The organism is Corynebacterium sp. MSK004 (genome assembly GCF_030232515.1).
Lineage (GTDB): Bacteria > Actinomycetota > Actinomycetes > Mycobacteriales > Mycobacteriaceae > Corynebacterium > Corynebacterium hesseae.
Window position 1 is genome coordinate 245909 of sequence record NZ_JASPKB010000005.1, and the last position, 17714, is coordinate 263622.

Below are 17714 nucleotides of genomic sequence, written 5' to 3' on the forward strand. Positions count from 1 at the left end.
AGTAACCACCGTCATATTTTTAGATCTCCCTTTCAAAAATCACTCGAATTGCACTTGGTGCAAATTTGCACTGGGTGTACTGTTGCACTCTGTGCAAGAAGAAATGTCATTACGCGAGCAGAAGCGCCTCAAGACGCGCCTGCGAATCGAAGACGCCGCCACCCGTCTCGTGGATGAGCGTGGATTCGCCGACGTTACCGTCGAGGAAATCTGCGACGCAGCGGGGATTTCTCGGCGCACCTTTTTTAATTATTTTGATTCCAAAGACACTGCTGTGCTCGGTGCGCCGAGTCACGACTTCACAGAGGAACAGAAGAAGGCTTTCCTTAGCGCCCCTACGGATAGCGTTTTCAGGCTGGCGGTCGACCTAGTTAAAGGACACCTCGTTGGCCAGCATGTCAACGAGGTCATCGCTGAACGTCGCCGTCGGATCTCTGGGGACAGCGATGCCGCGGCGGCGGCACTCAGCCGTAAGCGGGCCAAGTCGAACGAGATCCTGGGGCTCATCACCGAGCGCCTTGACCAGGATCCCTCCTTGCGGCAGATGCCCGAGGTCACGGCTGAGACTGAGGCGATACTCATTGCCTTTGCTATCAGGGAAGCATTCTGGATAGCCACTGCGTCGCCAGATTTCAGCTGCGACATCCCCTTTGAGGCACGCTTCGAATCTGCGCTCACACTCATTAATAAATTTTCGAAAGGACTGACATGGTAGATACCGCGGCTAAGCCGGCCTCTCAGGCCGGCAGCGGCAAGCCGGATAACAACCTTGCCCTCGTATTCTCCGCCCTCGTGCTCACCATGCTGATGAGCTCTTTGGGCCAGATGATTTTTGCCACCGCTCTACCCACCATCGTCGGCGAGCTCGGCGGCGTGGACCACATGAGCTGGGTCATCTCCGCCTTCTTGGTCATGATGACAATCGCCATGCCTATCTCCGGCAAGCTCGGTGACATGATGGGCCGCAAGTGGCTCTACATTGGCGGCATCGGCGTCTTCGTCATCGGCTCCACGCTCGGCGGCTTCGCTGATTCGATGAACCTGCTCATCATTGGCCGCGCCGTGCAGGGTTTCGGCGCTGGTTTCATGATGATTTCCTCCCAATCCATCATCGCGGAGGTCACCACCTCCCGTGAGCGCGGCAAGTTCATGGGCATCATGGGCGGCGTCTTTGGACTCTCCTCCGTCCTCGGCCCAGTCCTCGGTGGCTGGTTCACTGACGGCCCGGGCTGGCGCTGGGGCATGTGGATGAACATCCCGCTGGGTCTGCTCGCTATCATCGTATGCACCCTGGTCCTCCACCTACGCGTCGGCGATACCGACCTGCGCAAGTTTGACCTCCTCGGCGCCATCTTCATCTCCATCACCACCGCCTCCCTGATCCTTATGACGACCTGGGGCGGAACCCAATACGAGTGGTCCGACCCGATCATCCTCGGCCTTGGTGTCACCGTCATCATCGGCGCCATCATTACTGTCTTTGTGGAATCCAAGGCTAAGGAGCCGCTCATCCCGGTACAGCTGTTCAAGAACCGCAACATGGTTCTCACGACCGCAGCCGGCATGGTGCTGGGCCTGGCGATGTTCGGAGTGCTGGGCTACATGCCAACCTACCTGCAGATGGTTCACACTTTGACCCCGACCAAGGCGGGTCTCATGATGATCCCGATGATGGTCGGCATGATCGGAACCTCCACAGCCGTCGGTTTCATCATCGCCCGCACCGGTCACTACAAGCGCTACCCCATCATCGGCCTAGCAATCACTGCTGGCGCGCTGTTCTGGATGTCCAAGCTGACTGCAGACACCTCTCTGACCCAGCTCGGTGCAGAATTCCTCGTCTTCGGCATCGGCCTTGGCTTCGTCATGCAGGTTCTGGTCCTCATTGTCCAGAACTCCTTCCCCATCGCCCTCGTCGGAACCGCGACTGCCGCAAATAACTTCTTCCGTCAGATCGGTTCCGCCATCGGCGCGTCCCTCGTCGGCTCCCTCTTCATCCACAACATGAAGGATGAAATGGCCGCCAACATGCCCGCTGCCATCAAGTCCATGGGTGAGGCAGGCAAGCCCTTCGCGGAGAAGTTTGCCAGCGCCAATGGTGGTTCCTCCAGCCTTACCCCGGCGCTGGTTGCTCAGCTGCCGGACCCCATCAAGGACGTTATCCTCAACGCTTACAACGACGGCCTAACCCCCGTCATCCTGCTGATGGTTCCTATGGCCATCATCGCGCTCCTCCTCATCCTCCCCGTCCGCGAGGAGCACCTCAAGGAGACGATTGATTAGAAGCCACTGCTTCGAGACAAGCTGGCGCTTGACGACGAGCAACGGTGGTCTGGGAGCTGGGATGTCCCCTCGGCGTAGAAACCGGGTGAAGTAAGAACGAATCCTCGCTACGAGCATTCACGTAGCGAGGATTTCTTATTGTCACGATGCTTAGCGCAAGATTCCCAACTGGCGTGCTACCTGGGCAGCCACGCCGATGAGCGCGAGCACGCCGGCGAGGATGCCCACGATGGCACCAATGTTCGTGCCGCCGGAGCTCAAGTCCCCGCCGAGGGACTTCTTGGTCACCTTCACGGTCTTGGTGATCTGGTTATCCGAGACCTTTGCCTGGCCATTGCGCAGAACATAGGTGTTAAAGGTGACGGTCGCGGTGCCCTCAGACTTTGCTGTGTAGGTTCCGTCCTCGTTGACTTCAAGGACCTCTGGGTCGCTACTGCTGGGCGCCGCCACCGGAACCCCCAGCTTCGCTCCCCAGAATCCATCGATGCGCAAACCCAGGCTTCCTTGGCTTCCGACCGAGGTGCCTCCCGTGGCCATCAGTTCAGCACGGTTTATAGCGCTTTCCGGCACGGCGATGGGGAATGCATGGCGACCGGCCGCCAACCGCGCCGGTTCGGACGGCTTATCATCGGCCGAATAGAGACCAGCTGTCACTTCTCCGATTTGAGCCTGCGCAAACTTCACGTATTCAGGATTAAGAATCGTGTACAGGTGGCCATTATTTGTTGACCATTGGCCGTTCTCTCGGACAAGGTAGTCCCACTCGCTGGGACCGCTGCTTCTGCTTGTAGACCACGATTCAACGGCATGTTCCATGTCCGTCGTGGTCAGGTTGTCCAAGGTATTGTAGTTGTCCAAGATTTCAGGAGTACGTGTGCCAACTGCGCGGCGATGATCAAACAAGAAGTTTCCCTCAGCAGCACGCTGCAAAACCGCGTGCTCGAGACCGCGGTCCCAGGAGATTGAATTCACATATGCCTCGCGGGTGCGGTAGCCAGCGGCACTAGCGGCCTGTCGCAGGGTTCCGCCGTTGAAGGGCAGGTTGGTGTCCCAGGCTTTGCCGCGCAACTCGCGAACTTGGCGGGTAACCAAGTCGATGTCGGACTGCATCACTGGCTCGGCAAAGACATAGGCCAGAGCGCCGTTAGGCTGATTAACGTCGAGCTCGGCCACAGGAACGGAACCAGCCGACGGATAGGTTGCTGCCGTGGCAACAGGTGCGGAGAAAGCACCGGTTGCCACGGCTGCGGCTGTAGTAAGGGCAAGGACAGAAGTGCGCAAGGACATGCTTCACCTTCTAAGCGAGAGGGAATAAGAACAGCTTTAATTCTATCCCCACTCATGCCCTTCCATTAGAAAAGCAGGATAATTACTTTCTCTTCTGGTTGGCTGCTGCCTTCTTCTCCTCGGGCTTCGGCAGAAGAAGCTCATACACGTCCGTATCGCGCCACTGGCCGGCGAGCTCACCGTAGGTCATCTTTGCCATGTGGGAGTACGTGCCCACCTTGACGAAGCCACGGGACTTATGGAGGCCGGCGGAACCTTCGTTCTCCGGGAAGATCCACGAGTGGATAGCCCACTTATGCAGGTCGCGGCAAACCTCGATGAGCTGATCCAGCAAGGCGCCACCGATGCCCCTTCCCTGGGCTTCCTTGCTCAGGTAGATGGAATCCTCGACGACGCCGTGGAACACGGTGCGGGTAGACGCCTGCGCGGCGCACACCCAGCCGAGAACCTTTGAATCATCCTCCGCCTCAACAGCGACGAAAACTGACGCCATGATTTTGACGTTTTTGAACTCTTCAAAGGTCAACGAGCGGGTCTCGTAGGTAGCGTGGCCAGTGTTGAGGCCCTGCTCATAGATTTCTCGCATCTGCGGATAGTCCGCCGCATTGAAGGGACGGATGCGGAAATCCTTCTTCTTGTCTTTCGCGTTGTCGCTCATGGAACAATTATTACTGAGCACACGGCGTCAATGCCAAGCTGAGGGCAGAGAGATCGCCGCGCGCGAACGCGTTAGCTTTCGCCTTCCAGCAGATCGGTGACCAGCTCTGCAATGGCAGAGCGCTCAGAGCGTTGCAGCGTGACGTGTGCAAAGAGCTCACGCCCTTTAAGTTTTTCAATGACTGCCTGCACGCCGTCGTGGCGGCCAACGCGCAGGTTATCGCGCTGAGCAACATCATGCGTCAGTACAACTCGGGAGCCACGCCCCAAGCGCGACAAAACAGTCAACAGCACATTGCGCTCAAGCGATTGGGCCTCATCAACGATGACGAAAGAATCATGCAGGCTGCGGCCGCGAATATGGGTCAACGGGAGAACCTCCAGCAATCCGCGGTCCTGGACTTCGTCCATGACGTTTTCGGATACCAGACCTTCCAGAGTGTCATAGACGGCCTGCGCCCATGGATTCATCTTCTCGCTTTCAGAGCCCGGCAGATATCCCAGGGACTGCCCGCCCACCGCATACATGGGGCGAAACACCACGATACGACGGTGTTCGCCGCGCTCCAGCACTGCCTCCAAGCCAGCACACAACGCCAGCGCGGACTTACCAGTGCCCGCCCTGCCTCCGATGGACATGATTCCAACGGAGGGATCCAAGAGAAGGTCCAGGGCAACGCGCTGCTCAGCAGAGCGGCCTTGCAGACCAAAGACATTCGCATCGCCGCGCACCAAGCGAACGGTGCCCTCAGCCGTCATCCGGCCCAGAGCGGACTGCCCGCCCGCCTGCAGCGTAATGCCACAGTGCACCGGCAGGTCCTCGACGCGGGTGCCGGCGGTGGTCACGGATCCGTCGATAAGCACCTCGCCCTCCCCGTAGAGCTCATCGATGACCTCAGCGCTGGTGGGCACCGTAGCCATGCCGGTGTAACCGGTGAGCACGACGTCCTGCGCATGGTATTCATCCGCCTGCAGGCCTACAGCACCAGCCTTGACACGCAATGGGACGTCCTTAGTCACCAGGACGGTGTCCTTGCCCTCATGCTGGAGATTCAGCGCGCAGGCCAGAATCCGGTGATCTCCCTCCGGCCCGCGAAAGGCCGCCGGCAACAAGGATTGATCCTGGTGGTTGAGTTCCACGCGCAAAGTCCCGCCCGCTGCATTTACGGGCAGGGGCTGGTCCAACGCCTCATAGGTAGCGCGAAGGTCCTCCAAAAAGCGAAGAGCTTGGCGGGCGAACCAGCCAAGCTCCGGGTGATGACGTTTTCCTTCCAACTCAGAAATAACGACGATGGGCAGTACCACATCGTGTTCAGCGAACTTACGCAACGCCCAGGGATCTGAGAGAAGGACGGACGTATCGATGACATAGGTCTTGGTCAAAACAGAGGCCTCATGCGGCTGCTCGGTGAGGACGGAAGGATTGGTCATAGCGGCAGGGTTCTCCCTTGTTATGCCCGCCCCAACTCATCGACCTGGGACGGCATGGTGAAGCTGGTGGTTTTCGAACTGTCCGGAGCCTGTTCTTAGCTTCCGGACACCGTCCACGCTAGAGAGCAAAGGTTGAAATTACATGGGTGCAAGATGAACAGTATTAAAACGACAATCACCAGCGTCACACCATTCCCATCAGGCTCTACGAGCCTGTCGTCTCTCCCCCACTCCCCCAACACTGCAGCTACATTCTTCGGCCCTGCACTTTCACGCGTTGACCGTGAAAAACGAAGAAGCTCCGCACCGTGGTTATCAGTGCGGAGCTTTGTCGCTTTAGCTCACAAGACAGCGAGCCGTTTCATGAGCGCTTAGTTGATGGTGGCCTCGTACTCACCGGACTCACCCTGCATCCAGGAGATGGTGCCATTGGTGAACTCCTGTACCCAGCCGTTGCCCTCGGCCTGCTCCGGGCCAGTCGGCAGGCCAACCTTGCTCTCCAGGCCGCCTTCCTCGGTCCAGGTCTCTGCGATCTTGCCGATGATCGGCTGGGTGCCGTCACCCTCACCGAATGCCAGCAGCTTGTCCTTGGCAAAGGTAGCAACGCTTCCCTTGTCGGTGTTTTCAATGGATTCCGGATCGCCCCACTCAGCAGCCTTCTCCTTGATGGCCTGAGCGAAATCAGAAGGAACCTCTACGTCACCATTGGCGGTGGACACGCTCTCCTTGTCGCCCTCAGCGCCAGCGCCATCCTTCGACTCGGCAGAGTCCGACTCAGAAGAATCGGCACCTTCGCTGCCCTCGGCCCCCTCAGAGCCCTCGGCCTCGGAAGAATCGGCGGACTCGGAGTCCTTCATGGAATCCTTTGCGTCCTTAGCGGCAGAACCGGCAGCATCGGTAGCGTCGGACGCAGCGGACTGAGCAGCGTCGCCAGCATCCTTAGCGGCATCCTCAGCATCGGAACAAGCAACGACCCCCAAGGACAGGGTGGCGGCGGCGATACCTGCGGCGAAACGACGAGTCATCTTCTTCATATTCTTAAGCCTTTCTGTCTAGTTGAGCACTGTTCTAAGTACTTTTGTTGAGAACGATGCCCACCGTAGGCATGGCCAGCACTTCCTGCCACCACAGAACCTATGATTTGACAACAAAGACGTTGCTTTATCTCCGTTTCCGCTGTTGAGAACCCCTATATCTTTTTGATAACGGTTTGGAAGCCGAGCCTCTTTGAGGCTTTTCTTGGGACTTTCTGCGCGCTTGCTTAGCTTTTGCTTTGTCGCGTGCGCTGCGTTTCGGAGCGGCATTGCGGGATGAATTCCGCGTCCTTCCCTTTGCGACCCCGACGAAGTCTTGGATCTCATCGCCGTCATCAGCCCGGCGCCACACCAGTGCAATCACTGTGCGAGCCACAGTGGGGTCCTCCAAGCCCAGTGCCACGACCTGCTTCTTGCTCAGCACCTTCAACAAAGGCCGCGGCGCGATGGCTACGCCCACGTTGGCTGCCACGACCTGCAAAGCGGTGCGCAGCGCCGGAACATCGACGCTGCCGTCCTGCGCAATCCGGTAATTCACTATTTCTTCGGCAACATCCTCCTGCGTGACGTCCTCCCCAACCTCCGCGTAGACAGAATCTTTCGGAACGGCGATGCCGGGTGCTTCCTCGTAGAGCTGGACGACGTGGAAGCTGTCATCAACCCGCGAATCCGGCAAGCGGGTCAGCGCTAGATCTGCCTCATGAGCAAGAAGAACGTCCATCGCGTCATCGGCGTCGACGGTTACCAGGGACTCTGGTGGATGTGAATCACGGTAGCGACGAAACCATTTGCCGGGTTCTGTGCCAGTGGAAAAGACAAGGCGGAGCATGCACCTCATACTACGGTGCTGCTAGCGTTGTGAGCGTGACTGATACCCCGAATAGTGAAACCCCAGCCAACGAAACCCAGCAGCCTTCCGGCACCGCCATGCGTGCGCAAACCGCAGCGAAGAAGTTGGGCATCTACCTGCCGGCCGCCCCGGAGGAGTTTCAAGCCAACGCGGTAACCCATGCGCAGCTGCGCGACTTACAGGAGAACCCGCCGGAGTGGCTCGCTACCCTACGCCGCGAGGGCCCGCACCCGCGCCCGGTCGTGGCACAAAAGCTGGGAATCTCCGTGACCTCGCTGAAGAAGAACGAGATGGACCGCCCTCTCACCACCGCGGAAATTAAAGAGCTCCTCAGCGCGATGCCCGAGTGGCTCGAAGCCGCCCGGAAAGCCCACGCTGAAGAGCGCAAGGAAGCTTAGACCAGCTTCCAGTCCTCAAGGCCGTCGTAGAGCGGGAAGTCCGCGGCGACCTTCTCAACGCGGGCGCGCAGCTTGGCGACGTCCGCGTTCTTACCGTTTGCCAGTGCAGTACCGATAACGTCGGCAACCTCGGTGAAGGCCGCCGTGTCGAGGCCGCGGGTAGCCAGGGCCGGGGTACCAATGCGTAGGCCGGAGGTGACCATCGGCGGGCGCGGATCGTTCGGCACCGCATTGCGGTTCACGGTGATGCCGACCTCGTGGAGGAGGTCCTCCGCCTGCTGACCATCGAGCTCGGAGTTGCGCAGGTCCGCCAAGACGAGGTGCACGTCGGTACCGCCAGTAAGGACGTCGACGCCCGCCTTGGTGCAATCCTCGGCGGTCAGGCGCTCAGCCAGAATGCGAGCACCTTCCAGGGTGCGCTCCTGGCGCTCCTTGAACTCCTCGGTGGCCGCGATCTTCAGCGCGATAGCCTTCGCCGCGATGACGTGCATGAGCGGCCCGCCCTGCTGCCCCGGGAAGACGTTGGAGTTGATCTTCTTGGCAAAATCCTGCTTGGCCAGGATGAGACCGGAACGAGGGCCGCCCAGCGTCTTGTGCACGGTGGAAGACACGACATCGGAGTGCGGCACCGGGGAGGGGTGCAGCCCAGCTGCCACGAGGCCCGCGAAGTGCGCCATATCCGTCCACAGGTACGCACCGACCTCATCCGCGATGGAGCGGAAAGCCTCGAAATCAATGGTGCGCGGGTAAGCGGACCAACCAGCGATGATCACCTGGGGCTTTTCTGCCAGCGCCTGCTCGCGCACCTTATCCATGTCAAGGCGCATGGTCTCCGGGTCAACCTCGTACGCGGCAACGTCGTAAAGCTTGCCGGAGAAGTTGAGCTTCATGCCGTGGGTCAGGTGCCCACCATGAGCCAAGGACAGGCCCATGATCTTGTCACCCGGCTGGATCAGCGACGCCAGCACGGCGGCATTGGCCTGGGCGCCGGAGTGGGGCTGGACGTTGGCAAAATCAGCGCCGAAAAGCGCCTTGGCACGATCACGAGCCAGATCTTCTACGATGTCAACGTGCTCGCAGCCGCCGTAATAGCGGCGCCCCGGGTAGCCCTCGGCATACTTGTTGGTCAGAACAGAGCCCTGCGCCTGCAGAACCGCGCGGGGGACGAAGTTTTCCGACGCGATCATCTCGAGGGTATCGCGCTGACGAGCAATCTCACCGTTAATAGCAGCAAAGACCTCGGGGTCGAGATCGCGCATCTCCTGGTAGCGCACGTCTGAATTGTTCGTAGTGGTCATGAAAGCGTGATGTCCCTTCGTAGAGGTGGTCAATGAAGCCCGCGGCGCCCGCCCGCGGCACGACACCACCGGCTCTGCAATCGCCGAAGCTAGTTCTACATCCTAACGCCCGCATCCCCCGCGTGGGGGCCTCCTCGAATCTTTTCATTCGGGGCGATTGCCACAGGCGCTCTGCTGAGTGGAACAATAGTCGGCATGGCGCGAATGACCGATGCGAGCCCGTACCTCGATTTTGACCGCGATACGTGGCGTGCCCTGCGTAAATCCATGCCACAGGTGCTAACTGCAACCGAGGTGGAAAAACTCCGTGGTATCGGTGACCGCATCGACCTCACTGAAGTGGCTGAAGTTTATCTTCCGTTATCCCGTCTCATCCACATGCAGGTTGAGGCCCGCCAAAAACTCACTACCGCTACCGAGGCATTCTTAGGAAACCCACCCACGCACGTTCCTTTCGTCATCGGCGTTGCCGGCTCCGTAGCGGTGGGCAAGTCAACGACCGCGCGCTTGCTCCAAGTTCTTCTACAGCGCTGGGATTCCCACCCGAAGGTTGATCTGGTCACCACCGACGGGTTCCTCTACCCCACCGCGTATCTTAAAGAGCACGGGCTTATGCAGCGCAAGGGCTACCCGGAGTCTTATGACCGTCGCGCGCTCATGCGTTTTGTTACCGACGTTAAGTCCGGCAAGCCGCTGGTAACCGCACCGCTGTACTCGCATGTGTCTTATGACATTGTTCCTGGTGAGTTTCAGGAGGTTCGCCAGCCGGACATCCTCATTTTGGAAGGCCTCAACGTCTTACAAACCGGGCCGACCCTCATGGTTTCGGACCTGTTCGACTTCTCTGTTTACGTGGACGCCCGAGTCGACGACATCGAAAAGTGGTACATTGATCGCTTCCTCAAGCTCCGCCACACTGCCTTCCGCGAACCAGGGGCGCACTTCGCGTCCTTCGCGGACATGACGGACGAGGAGGCCTACGTGCAGGCCCGTGAAATCTGGCAGTCCATCAACCTGCCCAACCTCATCGAGAACATTTTGCCCACCCGGGTACGCGCCTCCCTGGTTCTGTGCAAGGGCTCGCACCACCTGGTTGACCGGGTGAGGATGCGTAAGCTCTAGCCCGATCGCCAGGGCTAGCGGCCGAAGCGGCGCGAGCGCTGCGAATAGTCACGCAAGGCGCGCAGGAAATCCACCCGGCGGAATGCGGGCCAATAGGTGTCCGTGAACCAGATCTCCGAGTAAGCGGCCTGCCACAGCAGAAAGCCGGACAGCCTCTGCTCGCCGGAGGTACGAATGACGAGATCGGGGTCAGGCAAACCCTTGGTATAAAGGTTGCCCGTAATGGCCTCCGCCGTCACGTTGTCCGCAATTTCCTCAGCGCTCAACCCCTTGCGGGCTTCGCCGCGAATGAAACTCTGCACGGCGTCCACAATTTCCTGGCGCCCACCATAACCAACCGCGATGTTGACGATGACTCCCTGGTGCTCCTCCGTGGCCTCAGCCGCGCTTTGCATCTTGGCCGTGACCTGTTCAGGGAGCAGATCTAGGTGCCCAACGAGCCGGATCTGGCAATCCAAGTCCCCTTGGGAGAGGTGCGTAACGACATCCGAGATGATGTCGAAGAGCAGCTGCACCTCCTGCTCGCTGCGCTTCAGGTTCTCCGTCGAGAGCAGGTAGATAGTGACAACCTCGATGTCGGTGCCTTGGCACCAAGAGATCATCTCGCTGATCTTCCGCGCGCCCTGCCGATGGCCGTGGCTGATATCCGTAAATCCAGCCTCGCGCGCCCAGCGGCGGTTGCCATCAGCCATGATTGCCACGTGGCGTGGTTGCGGCTTGTTCTTGATTTCACGTGTCAGACGCGCTTCGTAAAGGGGGTACAGGAGCTGGCTTAGGAACTTCACGGTGGGAATCGTCCTCTACCTTAAAAGATGGACTTCTTGCTGTTATCGAGGATGCCGGCTTCCTTCATTGCCGAATCGATCGCCTCATCATTGAACGGATCGATGCCGTGATCCTGCGCAAACATGGTTCGACGACGGAAGCGCGAATAGCGGCGGTGAAAATTCCAGCCTGCAAAAAGGACAGCAACACCCATCAGGGCGAGGATGAGCAGACCAATAGGCGAAGCCTTACCAAACTCCGGTCCAACCGGCCCGCTTTGGCTTCCTTGGGCGAGCAGGGCGACGTCGTGCGCTGCGAGGTAGAAAGCGTTCATGCTTTAAGACTCCCCTACTTCTGGAATTCCCGCAAATAAATCATCTTCCGGCAGTGCAGTAGAAACGCGAGTTTTGGCCAACTCGAATTCCTCCGTGGGCCAGTGCTCCTGCTGTACGGACACGGGCGTGGCTAGGAAGGCACCGGCTGGATCAATTTGGGTTGCGTGCGCACGGAGCGCATCCTCACGATTCTGGAAGTAATCCGCGCATTCGACCTGTGTGGTTACCCGCGCCATGATGTCTCCGAACGTCGTATCCCAGCGCGCCAGCATCGGCTCATATGGACTGATCTTGCCTTCCTCCAGAAGAAGATCATGGAAGATCTTCATCCTTTGGTATACGAAGCCATGCGTGTAGTACAGCTTCTGCGGCTCCCACGGCTCACCCAATTCTGGGTGGTATGCCGCGTCACCCGCGTTTTCCCACGCCAGCATGGACGCGCGGTACACCATGAGGTGATCCGGGTGCGGATAGCCGCCGTTCTCGTCGTAGGTAATAATGACGTGGGGCCGGAACTCACGGATGATTTCAACCAGCTCTTGGGCTACGTCATCATCTTCCTTAAGCGCAAAGCAGCCCTCAGGTAGTAAGTCCTTGATATTGGGCGCGAGCGGGTTACCAGGAAGGCCCGAATCAATGTGCCCAAGCCAGCGATGTTGCACGCCCAAGGCGGCGGCTGCTTTCGCCATTTCCTCACGGCGAATGCTGCCCATATTCTCAAGGACACCGGGGCGATCCATGGCCGGGTTGATAATATCTCCCCTCTCGCCACCGGTGCAGGTCACGACGAGGACTTCCGCCCCCTCCGCGGCATATTTTGCTGTCGTCGCAGCACCCTTCGAGGACTCATCGTCAGGGTGCGCGTGGATAGCCAAAAGGCGCTTCGTGCTCACTGGGTGATACATCTCCCTACATCGTCCCTACTTCGCCTCATTAATACAGAGGCATTAAACAGAGGCCTAGTCTAGTGGATAGTTTCTTCGCGGCGACTGTTGGATAGAATCAGACTCATGTCTGACGCCCAACCTGCTTCTCAACCCGCACGCTCGCAGTCCCGCTACGGTTCTTCCTCTCAGTCCACTCGCACAAAAGGTTCATGGACCAACCGGGCACTGGTGCTGGTATTCCTGGCTATGTTGATTGCGGCCATTGTCTACGGCGTTCAGTATTTCCGCAGCCAGCAAAAGGTCAACGCAGATATCTCCTACGTCACCCACGAGATTCTGTCTGATGACACAGCGCGCGTGTGGGTAGACATCACCCGCAACCGCGTGGAAGAACCTGCATACTGCATTGTCCAGGCCTTCGACTACTCCAAGGCTGAGGTGGGGCGCCGCGAGGTCGCCGTGCCTGCTGGCGGTGAGTCCGCTCAACGCATCGCGGTGGATATCCCCACCAACCACAGAGCCGTCGCCGGTGGCGCCTACGGTTGCTCCGGAAGCATCCCGTCCTATTTGGACACCAGCACGATGGATACAGCGGGTGAGGCTACCGGCGAGTAAAAGCCCAGCTGTGCTAGTATGTTGAGCGTTCTGAATGGGCCGCGCCACCTGCGCTTTCTGGCCCATTCAATGAGAAGTAGACCCGTTCATTAGGAACCGTAAACGGAAGGTTGCACTATGGCTGAGCAGCAGAAGCAGTACATTACCCCGGAAACCAAGGCCAAGCTCGAGGCCGAGCTGCAGGCCCTCATCGACCACCGCCCGGTCGTCGCCGCGGAGATTAATGAGCGCCGCGAGGAAGGTGACCTCAAGGAGAACGCGGGTTACGACGCAGCCCGTGAGATGCAGGACCAGGAAGAGGCCCGCATCAAGCAGATCTCCGAGGTTCTGGCGAACTCCACCACCGAGCGCACCGCCGTCCAGGAGGGTGTTGCCCACATCGGTTCCGTTGTGCACGTGTACTACAACGGCGACGAGGAGGACCGCGAGACCTTCCTCATCGGTACCCGCGCCGCTGCTTCCGATAACAAGGACTTGGAGACCTACTCCGAGCAGTCCCCGCTGGGCGCTGCACTCCTGGGTGCTGCTGAGGGCGAGACCCGCGAGTACACGGCGCCGAATGGCAAGACCTTGTCGGTCACCGTGGTCTCTGCGGCACCTTATGATTCCGCAAAGGCTGCCACTCCGCGCAAGTCCTAATTTATACTGCTCTTAGGTCATCGTTTTTCCGAGAAAGAGTTTTAACCCATGAAGAAGTTCACTCGTTTCGCTGCCGCTGGTTTGGTTTTCTCCGCTGGCCTCACCCTCGCTGCCTGCCACCCTCCGAACCAACAGGATTCCTCTGAGAAGGTTGACACCGGCGCTTCCTTTGCCGGTGAGGCTCCCGGCGCAGGTGCAGCCGCCCCCTCCGAGGCTGCGGCTGAGTCCGAAGCAGCCACTGAGTCCGAAGCCGTTGCTGCAACCGAGGTTGCTCCGGCTGAATACACCACTGCTCCGGTTCAGCAGTAGGTTCAACGGCAACTGGCAAAGAAGCGGCGTCCCGATAGTTGGGGCGCCGCTTTTAGCTTTCTGGGGTCCGTCGTCTTTTTCTACTTTGCCTCCCGGACCCAATCCCCGATAACCCCTGGCAGTACTGCGGGTGCTTCGCCGAGTAGATCACGGCGGTTGGGGTCGCGTTCTACTTGAGTCGTGACGGACTTGACCCGCCTTTCGCCTTCGCCGCCGCGTGCCATGCCACCCATCATGGGCATCATGCGCATCCCCGCACCGCGGGCACTGCCGACGCCCTGCCTCGCACTACCCGCTCCGCCCGGGGCTCCCAGGACACCACCAGCGCCACCAGCGTTGCCGACGCCCCCGGAACCTCCCGTACTGATGGCACCACCTCCGACGAGGCCGCCTCCGCTTAGCGACGTCCGCCCTTCCCTCTGTTGTCCAGTTCCCGTTACGGCCCCAGGAAGGCCTCCTAATACCGGATGCGTTCCGGTCTGCGGCCCACCGAATGAAGCGCCCGCGCCTCCGAACCCCGCTGCGTTTGTCGTTGGATTCGCCGACATTTCCGGCAAGCGACCGCTGTGGCCTGCCACGCCTCCGGGAAGCTTGTTCCCACGGCCATCAGCAAGACCGATGGCTCCCAATCCCTGGCCTACAGCGCCGCTGCCTAGACCTCCGAGCCCGTTTACACCAGCTGGCATGTTTGCCGCTCCGCTGGTAGCTGCCAACGATCCTGGCGCTCCTCCCCGAACGGGATCAAGGGCGCTCAAGCCTGCGTTGGCAGCCGAGGTATTCACCTCGCCTGCATTGATCGGCGCTAATGCGTCTCCGAAACCAAGCTCGCTGAGGATGCTGCGCCCACGATTGTGTAGCTCATTGTGAAAGCGCGCGATATCGTCAGCCCCCATCCCCACGCTTTCCAGACCTTGGATGTGGCCGTCCGCAACGCCAAAGGAGCCTGGGCCCATGGTGCCGTTTTCTATCGCTTCGGCTATTGGCTTCGGCCATGTGACTCCATCGGTGTTGTAGCGATTTCCGTCGCCCATGACTGCCCCAAAGTGGGTACTGGTGTCTCCGCCGCCGCTGGGCGGCGCTGCGTCCATAAGCGCATGCTGATACGGCATAGCGGAAATCACTTGCTGCTGAAGGACGCCCTGCATATAGACCAAGGCTGCTTGTTCAGCGGCTTGACGCGTAGCAGGCTCTGGGATTGCCGCCACCTCAAAGGCCAAGGCAATGGCTTCCGGCTGAACATTCATCAGCTGCGCTTGGAAGCCGAACAGCTTCTGCTGCATGACGCTCGCATTGGCAATGAAGTGTGTACCCGCCTGCGCAACTTCACGAATCTTCTGCGCTGCGCGTGTGGTGGCTTCACTGTCGTTCTCGGCTTCCAAAGACGCGGCCGAGTTTTCAAGACCCGCAACGATTTCTGCGACTTCCCCACTCAATGCGCCCCACCGCGCATTTGCTTCCGACACATCCCAGAAGCGCGTGCTAAACAAATTCGATGCTAAGCCCATGATGGAAGCACCGGTGTCCACGATCGGGATGGTAAATCCAAACGGGCTGTATCCCGGGTCTGGTTGCGACACGATCGGCATCGATACTGCCCCGCCTCCCCCACCAGCGTCAGCGACATCCAACCCCCGACTCGTAAGCTCATCCTGCGATTCGAAGCTTGCTAGCTCAGTTTTGAGTGTCTCCCCGAGCCAAGAAACCTGTCCCCTAAACCCCTCTAAAGAATTTCGCGCCGACCCCGGATCCGTTGCCAGCACACGCTGGTGGATTGTGCCGACCTCACTTAGGCCGGTGATGGTGGAGAATCCACCATCGAGTGGACTGTGCGCGCCACTCGAGGCATGTTGAAGTCTCTTCCCAAGTTCAGATACACGCGATACTTCTTGCGATAGCGCATTTTGGTTAATGATCATTTCCCGAGCCCCTCTATTTAGACAAGTTCTAAAAGTAAGTTTCTTGATTGTTCACATTTTTCCTTCATTGAAACCTCGGCAGCTAGTTCCGTCCATGCAACTGAAACGACACCACGAATAGTTTCAACGTAAGACGTGCAACTCGTGCCCCTCACAAATGTGTCTTCTACGGTGTAGATATCTTCGTTCACTTCTTCCATAAATGGAAAAGCCTGAGGATAAAGCTCACGAATGCTATCCATTTTCTCATGCTGTGCTCCAAGGGCTACAGCAGCTTCTCTGCCATTACCCAAATCTTTTGAGAAATAGCAAGTTCGGTACCCACTCTCTCTTTCAGGAGTCGAAGTCATCTCTAAGCTCAACTCCGAGAATTTTTCATTGGGTATTTCTGAACAAGGATCAAACACCTGGAATCCAGGCACTGTCCGGTCAAATTCACCGAGCGGCGGAAGTACCCCACCGCCTGCACGAGACTGCTCACTTGGAGCTAAAGACTCTCGCGCCGTCGTGGCGGTGGCATCAGCGACCCCCGAGTCCACTGAGCCACCGCCGGCTTTCATGTCAGGAGAATTGCGAAAGTCCCCCGCGTTACTACCATCGCCACGAACACTGAGGCCGAGCGGTGACGCGCAGTTTGACAGCACCCCGATACAAACCGCCATCATCACAAGGCCCCCGATTCGCTTCATGGTGTCCCTTCAACTAACTTTCCTGACCGTTAGAAGCCCCTCCCTTGAGCTTTAAGCTCCGAGCGACTTCTGCGACCAGAATGCACGAGAAGGAACAAGAAGTCGCGCCAGTGCCAAATTAGTCATTTTCTATATACAAATTTATTGTAACTATTCGACCATTCTAATAGAATCATCCGTCAATAACAGCTGGTCGCAGCCTGTATAGAGCTTGAGTACGCACCGTGAACTACATGTGTCTTGGCTACCGATTATAACCAATTGGGGGTACCCGAATTACAACACTGTCAATTTTCGGGGTGTCGTTTTTCGTCGATTGAGCAAGAATCTTGCCCCTTTGTTGCACGCCCCTTAGAGCATCGCGCCTGTGGGAAACATGAGAAACCCAATCCGCCGGCATGATCACTGCAAGCTCAGAGCTAAGCGCAGAAACAGATGCTTACCGGTGTCGTTGCCGAGCTTCCGACGGACGGCGCCCATTTGCAGCAAGGCCAAGACTCACCCATCCAAGAATTCGAACATTTCACCCACAAGAACCGTACAGCACCCCATCTTTGCAACCATAGCTTCCTCCGCAGTCATCCACGTCACACGACTTTAGGAACTGGCCACCTGTACCGCAATTGGTACGCAAAATGGATATTTGCGAAGGGAAATCCTGTTCTCACTGTTGCAATCTGTATCAACTCGCACCAGTCGATGCCAAGATCCCGCTCGCACCTACCGTGCGCTACGCACCTTCCCCAAAAGACCCGACTTAGGTCATGGGTGGGTGAGCGCCGACTCTCTTGAGACTGCTACCTGGTGTTGTTCGGCGGTGGGGCGGGATCGTTCCGCACTAAATCCGCCTAGGTCAGGAAGGCGTCCTGCACAAGGCATCTGGCAGAAGGCATCTTTGAGCCTGAAAACGCCATCTGCTCTGAGTAAAGGGCGTTTTTGGCCGTGAAAACGCCTTATGGCTGATGCCTTTTGTCAGACGCCCTTTGTCAGATGCCTCCAGCACGTCGATGGAGGCACGCCGACGTTGCGCGCTGCAAGGGGAGCAAGGAAGGTAATCCGTTTCGCGAAGAGACATGCAGTTCTCTACAGAAACGGTCGTTGTGTCCCGACTTAGGTCTTGGGTGTTATGTCCATAGGGTTTTTGGACATGGAGTCCGGTGTCTTTTTGGACACGGAATCCATGGAGGTCTTGGACACTT

The 17714-nt window shown here is 58.5% G+C and carries 18 protein-coding genes; 7 read left to right on the plus strand and 11 right to left on the minus strand.

The annotated features are described in order from the left end of the window. Positions 1-103 precede the first annotated feature (103 nt). Positions 104-715 carry a TetR/AcrR family transcriptional regulator gene (locus tag QP999_RS07930; protein WP_185963397.1) on the plus strand — a complete coding sequence of 204 codons (612 nt, stop codon included), beginning with the start codon at positions 104-106 and terminating at the stop codon, positions 713-715. Further along, positions 709-2283: an MDR family MFS transporter gene (locus tag QP999_RS07935; protein ID WP_070562557.1), complete on the plus strand. Its 1575-nt coding sequence runs from the start codon at positions 709-711 to the stop codon at positions 2281-2283. The genes QP999_RS07930 and QP999_RS07935 overlap by 7 nt, the downstream gene beginning before the upstream one ends. A 150-nt stretch (positions 2284-2433) precedes the next feature. On the opposite strand, the gene QP999_RS07940 is transcribed toward QP999_RS07935, so the two are convergent. The 5 genes from QP999_RS07940 to QP999_RS07960 form a co-directional block, all read right to left on the minus strand. Beyond that, positions 2434-3570, minus strand: a complete 1137-nt coding sequence (locus QP999_RS07940) for a hypothetical protein (protein WP_284848037.1) — start codon at positions 3568-3570, stop codon at positions 2434-2436. A gap of 82 nt (positions 3571-3652) precedes the next feature. Further along, entirely contained in the window at positions 3653-4228 is a 576-nt protein-coding gene (locus QP999_RS07945) for a GNAT family N-acetyltransferase (protein WP_070523963.1), read from the minus strand. 71 nt (positions 4229-4299) lie between these two features. Further along, positions 4300-5658: an RNA 5'-3' helicase PhoH2 gene (gene phoH2, locus QP999_RS07950; protein WP_070523961.1), complete on the minus strand. Its 1359-nt coding sequence runs from the start codon at positions 5656-5658 to the stop codon at positions 4300-4302. 371 nt (positions 5659-6029) lie between these two features. Beyond that, positions 6030-6692 (minus strand): LGFP repeat-containing protein, encoded by a 663-nt coding sequence (locus tag QP999_RS07955; RefSeq protein WP_070686000.1) that lies wholly within the window; start codon positions 6690-6692, stop codon positions 6030-6032. A 127-nt stretch (positions 6693-6819) separates the two neighbouring features. Beyond that, positions 6820-7521 (minus strand): LysR family transcriptional regulator substrate-binding protein, encoded by a 702-nt coding sequence (locus QP999_RS07960; protein WP_070562548.1) that lies wholly within the window; start codon positions 7519-7521, stop codon positions 6820-6822. 98 nt (positions 7522-7619) lie between these two features. On the opposite strand from QP999_RS07960, the gene QP999_RS07965 reads away from it, so the two are divergent. Then, positions 7620-7940, plus strand: coding sequence for a DUF5997 family protein (locus tag QP999_RS07965; protein WP_083303792.1), 321 nt, complete (start codon positions 7620-7622; stop codon positions 7938-7940). On the opposite strand, the gene glyA is transcribed toward QP999_RS07965, so the two are convergent. Next, positions 7937-9238, minus strand: coding sequence for a serine hydroxymethyltransferase (glyA, locus tag QP999_RS07970; RefSeq protein WP_070523952.1), 1302 nt, complete (start codon positions 9236-9238; stop codon positions 7937-7939). The genes QP999_RS07965 and glyA overlap by 4 nt on opposite strands. A gap of 195 nt (positions 9239-9433) precedes the next feature. Between glyA and coaA the strand changes: the two genes are divergently transcribed. Continuing rightward, the gene (coaA, locus tag QP999_RS07975; protein WP_070523949.1) at positions 9434-10360 is read left to right on the plus strand and encodes a type I pantothenate kinase; all 927 of its coding nucleotides are present in this window, start codon (positions 9434-9436) and stop codon (positions 10358-10360) included. A 14-nt stretch (positions 10361-10374) separates the two neighbouring features. Here the strand turns inward: coaA and QP999_RS07980 are convergent, their stop codons facing one another. The 3 genes from QP999_RS07980 to mca are packed head-to-tail and all read right to left on the minus strand — an operon-like array spanning position 10375 to position 12353. Continuing rightward, the gene (locus QP999_RS07980) at positions 10375-11145 is read right to left on the minus strand and encodes an isoprenyl transferase (RefSeq protein WP_144014534.1); all 771 of its coding nucleotides are present in this window, start codon (positions 11143-11145) and stop codon (positions 10375-10377) included. Between the two features lie 20 nt (positions 11146-11165). Further along, positions 11166-11459: a hypothetical protein gene (locus tag QP999_RS07985; RefSeq protein WP_070523946.1), complete on the minus strand. Its 294-nt coding sequence runs from the start codon at positions 11457-11459 to the stop codon at positions 11166-11168. A gap of 3 nt (positions 11460-11462) precedes the next feature. Further along, entirely contained in the window at positions 11463-12353 is an 891-nt protein-coding gene (gene mca, locus QP999_RS07990; protein WP_070524017.1) for a mycothiol conjugate amidase Mca, read from the minus strand. A gap of 117 nt (positions 12354-12470) precedes the next feature. Between mca and QP999_RS07995 the strand changes: the two genes are divergently transcribed. The 3 genes from QP999_RS07995 to QP999_RS08005 all read left to right on the plus strand — a co-directional run bounded on the left by QP999_RS07995 (position 12471) and on the right by QP999_RS08005 (position 13910). Next, a complete protein-coding gene (locus QP999_RS07995; protein WP_070523944.1) occupies positions 12471-12962 on the plus strand; it encodes a DUF4307 domain-containing protein in 492 nt (163 codons plus the stop codon). Between the two features lie 117 nt (positions 12963-13079). Continuing rightward, positions 13080-13601: a transcription elongation factor GreA gene (gene greA / locus QP999_RS08000; protein WP_010187368.1), complete on the plus strand. Its 522-nt coding sequence runs from the start codon at positions 13080-13082 to the stop codon at positions 13599-13601. Between the two features lie 48 nt (positions 13602-13649). After that, a complete protein-coding gene (locus tag QP999_RS08005) occupies positions 13650-13910 on the plus strand; it encodes a hypothetical protein (protein ID WP_070523942.1) in 261 nt (86 codons plus the stop codon). An 80-nt stretch (positions 13911-13990) separates the two neighbouring features. Here QP999_RS08005 and QP999_RS08010 read toward each other — a convergent pair whose 3' ends face one another. Together QP999_RS08010 and QP999_RS08015 are read right to left on the minus strand one after the other, a co-directional pair. Continuing rightward, positions 13991-15496 carry a hypothetical protein gene (locus tag QP999_RS08010; RefSeq protein WP_070524015.1) on the minus strand — a complete coding sequence of 502 codons (1506 nt, stop codon included), beginning with the start codon at positions 15494-15496 and terminating at the stop codon, positions 13991-13993. Positions 15497-15843: 347 nt separating this feature from the next. Then, on the minus strand, positions 15844-16515 hold the full coding sequence (locus QP999_RS08015) for a hypothetical protein (RefSeq protein ID WP_284848038.1): 672 nt from the start codon (positions 16513-16515) through the stop codon (positions 15844-15846). Positions 16516-17714: the final 1199 nt, after the last annotated feature.

What these genes read in the sequence shown, in the direction of transcription:
- QP999_RS07965 (WP_083303792.1), top strand. Translation starts at nt 7,620, where the DNA reads ATGCGTGCGCAAACCGCAGCGAAGAAGTTGGGCATCTACCTGCCGGCC.
- QP999_RS07995 (WP_070523944.1), top strand. Translation starts at nt 12,471, where the DNA reads ATGTCTGACGCCCAACCTGCTTCTCAACCCGCACGCTCGCAGTCCCGC.
- QP999_RS07935 (WP_070562557.1), top strand. Translation starts at nt 709, where the DNA reads ATGGTAGATACCGCGGCTAAGCCGGCCTCTCAGGCCGGCAGCGGCAAG.
- QP999_RS08015 (WP_284848038.1), bottom strand. Translation starts at nt 16,515, where the DNA reads ATGAAGCGAATCGGGGGCCTTGTGATGATGGCGGTTTGTATCGGGGTG.
- coaA (WP_070523949.1), top strand. Translation starts at nt 9,434, where the DNA reads ATGGCGCGAATGACCGATGCGAGCCCGTACCTCGATTTTGACCGCGAT.
- glyA (WP_070523952.1), bottom strand. Translation starts at nt 9,238, where the DNA reads ATGACCACTACGAACAATTCAGACGTGCGCTACCAGGAGATGCGCGAT.
- QP999_RS08005 (WP_070523942.1), top strand. Translation starts at nt 13,650, where the DNA reads ATGAAGAAGTTCACTCGTTTCGCTGCCGCTGGTTTGGTTTTCTCCGCT.
- QP999_RS07945 (WP_070523963.1), bottom strand. Translation starts at nt 4,228, where the DNA reads ATGAGCGACAACGCGAAAGACAAGAAGAAGGATTTCCGCATCCGTCCC.
- QP999_RS07960 (WP_070562548.1), bottom strand. Translation starts at nt 7,521, where the DNA reads ATGCTCCGCCTTGTCTTTTCCACTGGCACAGAACCCGGCAAATGGTTT.
- phoH2 (WP_070523961.1), bottom strand. Translation starts at nt 5,658, where the DNA reads ATGACCAATCCTTCCGTCCTCACCGAGCAGCCGCATGAGGCCTCTGTT.
- QP999_RS07985 (WP_070523946.1), bottom strand. Translation starts at nt 11,459, where the DNA reads ATGAACGCTTTCTACCTCGCAGCGCACGACGTCGCCCTGCTCGCCCAA.
- QP999_RS08010 (WP_070524015.1), bottom strand. Translation starts at nt 15,496, where the DNA reads ATGCCGATCGTGTCGCAACCAGACCCGGGATACAGCCCGTTTGGATTT.
- QP999_RS07930 (WP_185963397.1), top strand. Translation starts at nt 104, where the DNA reads ATGTCATTACGCGAGCAGAAGCGCCTCAAGACGCGCCTGCGAATCGAA.
- QP999_RS07955 (WP_070686000.1), bottom strand. Translation starts at nt 6,692, where the DNA reads ATGAAGAAGATGACTCGTCGTTTCGCCGCAGGTATCGCCGCCGCCACC.
- greA (WP_010187368.1), top strand. Translation starts at nt 13,080, where the DNA reads ATGGCTGAGCAGCAGAAGCAGTACATTACCCCGGAAACCAAGGCCAAG.
- QP999_RS07940 (WP_284848037.1), bottom strand. Translation starts at nt 3,570, where the DNA reads ATGTCCTTGCGCACTTCTGTCCTTGCCCTTACTACAGCCGCAGCCGTG.